5 protein-coding genes are annotated in these 6,098 nt (G+C 57.7%); 3 read left to right on the plus strand and 2 right to left on the minus strand.

The window, feature by feature from the left end; translation table 11 throughout:
- Both AC6RA4_RS22550 and AC6RA4_RS22555 read left to right on the plus strand, forming a co-directional pair.
- A partial coding sequence (locus AC6RA4_RS22550) for a site-specific integrase (RefSeq protein WP_500164128.1) occupies positions 1 to 677 on the plus strand: 677 nt, incomplete at its 5' end.
- The gene (locus AC6RA4_RS22555; protein ID WP_500164129.1) at positions 674 to 868 is read left to right on the plus strand and encodes a hypothetical protein; all 195 of its coding nucleotides are present in this window, start codon (positions 674 to 676) and stop codon (positions 866 to 868) included. The genes AC6RA4_RS22550 and AC6RA4_RS22555, both read left to right, overlap by 4 nt.
- A 578-nt stretch (positions 869 to 1,446) precedes the next feature.
- Here the strand turns inward: AC6RA4_RS22555 and AC6RA4_RS22560 are convergent.
- Positions 1,447 to 2,055: an HdeD family acid-resistance protein gene (locus tag AC6RA4_RS22560; RefSeq protein ID WP_500164131.1), complete on the minus strand. Its 609-nt coding sequence runs from the start codon at positions 2,053 to 2,055 to the stop codon at positions 1,447 to 1,449.
- Positions 2,056 to 2,846: 791 nt separating this feature from the next.
- Between AC6RA4_RS22560 and AC6RA4_RS22565 the strand changes: the two genes are divergently transcribed.
- On the plus strand, positions 2,847 to 5,390 hold the full coding sequence (locus AC6RA4_RS22565) for a DUF4214 domain-containing protein (protein ID WP_500164133.1): 2,544 nt from the start codon (positions 2,847 to 2,849) through the stop codon (positions 5,388 to 5,390).
- A gap of 74 nt (positions 5,391 to 5,464) precedes the next feature.
- Here AC6RA4_RS22565 and AC6RA4_RS22570 read toward each other — a convergent pair whose 3' ends face one another.
- Complete coding sequence (locus tag AC6RA4_RS22570; protein ID WP_500164135.1) at positions 5,465 to 5,842, minus strand: DUF1254 domain-containing protein; 378 nt, start codon at positions 5,840 to 5,842, stop codon at positions 5,465 to 5,467.
- Positions 5,843 to 6,098 lie beyond the last annotated feature (256 nt).

Consider the following 6,098-nt stretch of genomic DNA (forward strand, 5'->3'; position numbering starts at 1 on the left):
CGCTACGCTGGGGGCTCCGCGCGCGGCCTCCTACACCAAGCGTTGGGACACTACCACTGGAAACCAATCCGTTCTCGTCCGTACGCTTCGAGGCGAAGGTGGTTCACAAGCCCTATGCGGTCCCGACCGACACAGAAGTGCTTAAGTGGCTGACGTGGCAAGATCCCCTCATCGACAAGGTGCTGCTGACGTGCCTTCTCTCCGGGATGCGAGCCGGGGAAGCTGCCGGTCTCCTCCGTGGGGATGTGGTCGAGAAGGGAAAGCTTGGCTGGTTCTTCCACGTTCGCCCGAACCGCCTGAGGCTACTGAAGACCGATGCTGCTGAGCGAATGGTTCCGGTGCATGCAGCGCTCTTGCCGATCCTGGAGGCGCTACCCTGCGAAGGTCCGTTGTTCCCGAACTTGACCGTGAACGACGTAACCAAGCGGTTCGCCGTGATGCGGGAGACGTTGGAGCTTCAACGACCCGGCCTCGTGTTCCACTCCACCCGGAAGTGGTTCATCACCCAGTGTGAGCGTACGGGCGTCCCGGAGCATTTCACCGCCAGCATCGTGGGGCACAAGTCGGCGCGTTCGGAGAATGGCCTCACCTACGGAATTTACTCCGCAGGGATCTCCGACGAGCAGAAGAGACAGATCGTCGATCAGGTTCGGTTGCCGGAGAGGTGCTCTCCATGACCGTCATTCCCGACATCTACGCGTTCGATGAGAGGGCCGCTATCGCTGAGTACGATGGCGGTCTTTCTCGTTCAGAGGCTGAGGATCTCGCAGCGCGGGACCAAGGCTTTAGGAACGCTGACCACTACTGGCAGTGGCTCGCTGACTACGTCCTGACCAAGCAGGTCGGCGGGTCAATCACCACCATCTGAACCTCTCCCCGTCCGGGCATCCTCCGGGGTGTTCGGGCGGGGCTCCCATCCTATTTTTTTGCCGCCCCCATCGAAGCGCGGCCAGTTCACCACGGAGAGAGGCCCACAGAGGCACGCTGAGCGGCAACCCATGAGAGAGGTGGAGGAGCCAGTCGGCACGAAAGGCCCCCATAACTGCCCCACTTCGGGGCCTGTGAGCGTAAGCCGAAGAACCTGATCGGAAGGCAGGGGTTCCTACCACCCCAGCCAGTACTTCCTGAGACATCGTTACAAGGCGCACCTCCGCTCCCCGAGCGTGGGAATGCCACTCTTTCTGCCCCCGTTCCTACGGGCTCTTCTGGCGTGCTTTCTTGCGCTTGCTGGGTGACGAGTGAGGCCGGGCTGATGAGCGCCTGTCGAGGCGAAATCAGGGAGACTTGAACCAGATGAGCGGTGAACAAGGAAGGGCTGTGGGAGAGCTAATAGGTATTAGTAATGGATAAAGATATCTGGATTGATAGAATATCCTCCTAATTAAGTAACTAAAATTAGATACTTAAACCTTTTAAATCTTCAGCTTTTTGCTCCTGCATGGAGGATTACTGATTGATCACCCGCATCCGGAGCCGTTGGTTAGCATGTCTCAATCTTGCAGCCAGCCAGAACATGACGGCGGCGAAGGCAATCGCTCCGAATGCAATGGCCCAGCCAAGTGCCACGAGGCCCGACCCGGGCCAGAAGATCAACATCAATCCGATGATCAGTGCAACGATCCCGGCATTGCGTACGCTAGACCGTTCTGGGTCCCACTGAGGCATCTTATGCCAGGTCATCAGAGATCCAACAGCGGTGATGAGCGCCCAGGCGCCGAGGAGAAAGAAAGCGAGGCGCGCCATTCCTTCGGGCCAGATCAGCAGAACAAGACCGATTACGATCGCACCGATCCCGAGGCGCCCTGCTGCGCCGCGCTGGCCAAATCCGAACAGTGTCAGCCCACCATCGAGGATCAGAAGAAGTCCGACGAGTTGAAGCAATAGGGAGATACTGCCAGTCGGCCAGAACAGGGCGGCGATCCCGACAGCGCCAGCTAAGAGCCCTCGCAGTACGAAGGTCCACCAGAGGCCGGCCAATGTGTCGCTAAGCGCCTCACGGGCTTGGACACTGTCGTCATCCACGATTTCACCGAGACGGTTTTCGGGTTGTACCATTGGGATTCCCTCCAAGTTGTGCGCAGATCTGCCAGGTGCGACCTCCTTGTAAGTTCGCAGTCTTGCGTGCCTCCCGGCAACCCAGGAGTGAGGTGGACCGAGCAGGCCGCCACGAAAGGCTTCATGCGAGGGCCGCGAATAGGTATTGGTAATGGATGAAGATGACTGGATTTATAGAGGTATATTTCTGCTTAAATGTTTGAAATTAAATATTTAAACCTCCTAAAACTTCATCTTCTCGCTCCCGCATGAAGGGTAACCGCCCCCATGCAGGAGACCCTATGACCAAGATCAGTGACCCGAACTACTCCCGGCCCCTTCGATGTTCATTGGTGGTCTAATCACCCAGAGGGGACGGGGCTGGTGAATACCCTCTTGGAGGGGTGGTTGTCGGGGACAGAGGTTTGACACGATCGACCTTGATCTATTCGGACCGGCGGCGCCTGCCTTTTAGAATTGGCGGGGCGCGATGAAGTGCGCTTATCTCGAATCCTTGGACTTGCCGATTTTCGTGAAAAGCGTGAAGATCGCATTCGGCACTCGCTCAGAGGTCGACGGCATCGCGTGATCTGAATCAAGGACAGGATCGCAACGCTTTCTTCCGATCGTGCTAGCAGGCTCGCGCCGGAAGCAGGGGCGGGAATTCCAAGAGCCTTCCTCCGGGATTGGGATGCTGAGCATGGTCCCCGAGGACCGTCTGACGAACCGGCAGGGGACGGCGGACGAGCCGGTCGGCTGCCTTCGTCTGGTCGCGGATTGCGGTGGGTCGCGAGATTGGGGGAGGAGATATCATGGCGTTCAGCGTTTTTGAGCAGGACACACGCGTCAATACCGAAAGCGCGGGCGACCAATATGATCCAAGTGTCGCTGCTTTGCCCGGCGGGGGCTTCGTCGTCATTTGGACTTCAGGGGATGATCAGGACGGCAGCGGTCTTGGCATTTTCGGGCAGCAGTACAACGCGCTGGGTGCGGCGGTAGGAGGTGAGTTTCAGGTCAATGTCGGCAGCGACGGGGATCAATTGGCTGCCTCAGTCACCGGTATGAGCGATGGCAGCTACTTTGTGTCATGGTGGTCCCGAGATCCCGCGACTGGCAACCTTTCCGCGCTTGGGAGAATTTTCGAGGCAGATGGCACGCCGCGTACCGGTGAATTCCAGCTAGACCGCGACCTTACAGGTGTGCAGTCTTCGGTGGGCTCAGACCCCGTCCCTCTGGCCCTCGCTCAGTCGGGATCAGAGGGCGTTGCGGTCACTTGGCTATCGCGCGACGATCCCGAGAACACAGGTGTCCTGGCACGGATCTATGGTCATGATGGCGAGCCCGTCGGTGATGCCTTTCAGGTCTCATCGGCGCCTCAATGGTCTTTGCCTGCGGAAGATTGGCCACAACCCGATCCCGATGTCACGGAGCTTCCGGGCATCGGCATTCTCGTTACGTGGAACGCCGGAAACGGAATATTCGGTCGGCGCTATGCGGCCGATGGAACGCCCCTTGGTCCCGAGTTTCAGGAGAGAGACGTCAATTGGTACTCGCAGGTCGCCACCGGTCTCGACGATGGAGGCTTCTATTTTGTAACCGGTTATGACTTCTTTTTGGGGATCGATTTCGTCACGACCACCAGATATGCGCCGGACGAGACGCGTTACGATTATGGTTCCTATTATTGGAGCTACCTGTCTGACGAGCTGACGGTTGGGTTCCCGACAATCGCAACAATGCCGGACGGGGGCTACCTGCTTGCCTACAAGGGCGAAACCGGGTTTGGCATCCCGGACGAAGAGCACCTGGACCAGATCCTGTTTCGCAGGTTTTCAAGTGGCCCGAGCCTTTCTGATGGCTCTGAAGGCTGGTACGACTGGATCGCCAAGACGACCGTCAGTACCGAGGTGTCGGTCAGGCTTGATCGAACTCCTCCAAGCGTCGCAACCTTGAACGACGGTAGCTTTGTTCTCGTCTGGACCTCTGAGGCGGATGCCAATGGTCTGGGGGTGCAGGGCCAGAGGTTTGCACCGAAGCTTTACGGAACCCAGGCAGACGACGAACTCACCGATGAAGACGGCATCAACTGGATGGACGGGCTGAGCGGGAATGATCGACTGACCGGTTTGGCGGGGCCAGACATCCTTCTGGGCGACGATGGGAACGACGTTCTCGACGGCGGCATTGGGGACGACGCGCTCGACGGTGGCGATGGCGACGACACACTGGATGGCGGTCCCGGCGACGACACGCTGGTTGGAGAGCGGGGCTCGGATCGGCTTTTTGGTGGGGACGGCGCCGATGTGCTGATCGGTGAAACCGTGCAGGACGTGACGTTCCTGATTTGGGCGCAGGTTGTTCGGGTCTATCTTGCGACGCTTGCCCGATATCCGGACAGCCTTGGTTTCGAGAACTGGACATCTCGGATTCTGTCGAACGAGATGACGCTTCTCGATGTGATCGAAGGCTTCGTGAATAGCCCCGAATTTCAGGCAACATATGGAGATCTGAACAATGAGGGGTTTGTCACGCTTCTCTATGAGAATGTTCTTGACCGGGAACCCGACGCTCTTGGTCTGGAGAATTGGGTCGCGCGGCTTGAAGAGGGTATGAGTCGGGAAGAAGTCGTTCGCGGCTTCTCGGAAAGCACGGAGTTTCGAGAGAAAACCAACGTCATTTCGAGCGCGTATATCGAAGCTGGATCCGCGCCTTTCGCGGACGACGTGTACCGCCTGTACCATGCCACTCTGGACCGCGACCCCGACCTCAACGGGTTAATGAACTGGTCGGCGAAGTTTTTCCAAACCGATGGCGACTATCTTTATATCGCCTCGGGCTTCGTCAACAGCCCCGAGTTCCAAGCGGCCTCCGGTGGCCTGGACAATGAAGCGTTCGTCACATTGCTCTATGAAAACGTTCTTGATCGCGAGCCTGATCCAACCGGTCTTGAGAACTGGACGCAGCGCCTCGACAACGGCATGAGCAGGGAAGCGGTCGTTCAGGGCTTCGCTCAAAGCGCCGAATGCATTGCAAATACGGCGATCCCCTTCCGCGAGTTCATGGCCGCACGGGCGGGAGATGTCTTCCGAGGCGCTACTGGAGATGATCTGATCTTTGGAACCATGCTTGCCGATGAGTTCCAGTTCGACGTCATCGACATTGGCTCCGACCGTATGTTGGAGCTCGATGCTTGGGACACACTTCGTTTCAGCGGCTTTGGATACATCGATCGCCAGAGCGTGCTGGGACATATGATCGAAACGCAGAATGATGTGATCTTCGCCGATCAGGGAGTGTCGATCACGTTCATGAACACTCGGATGTCCACCATCGAGGAGAACACGATACTCGTCTAGCTGCGGCGCGAGCTCCAAGAGGACTTGCAGGCGTTTCAGCGGGAGCCGCGGTGATCTGCGCTTTGAAAGAATCCCTACTTTAGGGACTTGCGAAGTCTGGAATCGCGTGCGCGTAACGCTTTCAAGTCCCGCATCACCTGCGGCTCGACGCGAAGGTCGGCCCAGGTCGCAGAATGGAGCGTGTCATTGTTCGCGCTGACGACCAGAGCGTCGTCTGGACCAAGAAGTGTGCGTGCGTGAACGTAGTTGTTGAATCCACCATGCTGAGGCGACTTGTCATAGACAGACATGCGGAACATCGCCCTGTGGTTTTCCACGATACCGAAGCCGAAAACACAAACCACTTGGGCGAGGTCGCGGGCTTCGTCCGCAGTGAGTTCCCCGGCCGTGGCGGGCACAGCGCTGAGGAGCAGTAATGGAAGCGCGACTGGTGCGAATTTTCTGGGTAACATCCTGTAATATATAAGATAAAAGGGGGCGCCGAAGGCGTCGTGATCGCCTTGATGGAATGTGCCAAGTGAAATGCCGCTCTTGGGGCGATTCAATGTACGATTTCGCGCAGCCTTACGATGTTCGTCTGGCCATCTGAGGGAGGGCGATTAGCGACTTCAGTTCGGACATTACGCGTGCAATACTCCCTGAAGTTGCACTGCGTATTCCCGATAGCATCTTGAGGTCAGTTCATGAAACTCACGCGTTTCCATGCCC

The organism is Salipiger sp. (genome assembly GCF_059781815.1).

Excerpts from the sequence above, each read along its gene's own strand:
- AC6RA4_RS22555 (WP_500164129.1), top strand. The coding sequence starts at position 674 with ATGACCGTCATTCCCGACATCTACGCGTTCGATGAGAGGGCCGCTATC.
- AC6RA4_RS22560 (WP_500164131.1), bottom strand. The coding sequence starts at position 2,055 with ATGGTACAACCCGAAAACCGTCTCGGTGAAATCGTGGATGACGACAGT.
- AC6RA4_RS22565 (WP_500164133.1), top strand. The coding sequence starts at position 2,847 with ATGGCGTTCAGCGTTTTTGAGCAGGACACACGCGTCAATACCGAAAGC.
- AC6RA4_RS22570 (WP_500164135.1), bottom strand. The coding sequence starts at position 5,842 with ATGTTACCCAGAAAATTCGCACCAGTCGCGCTTCCATTACTGCTCCTC.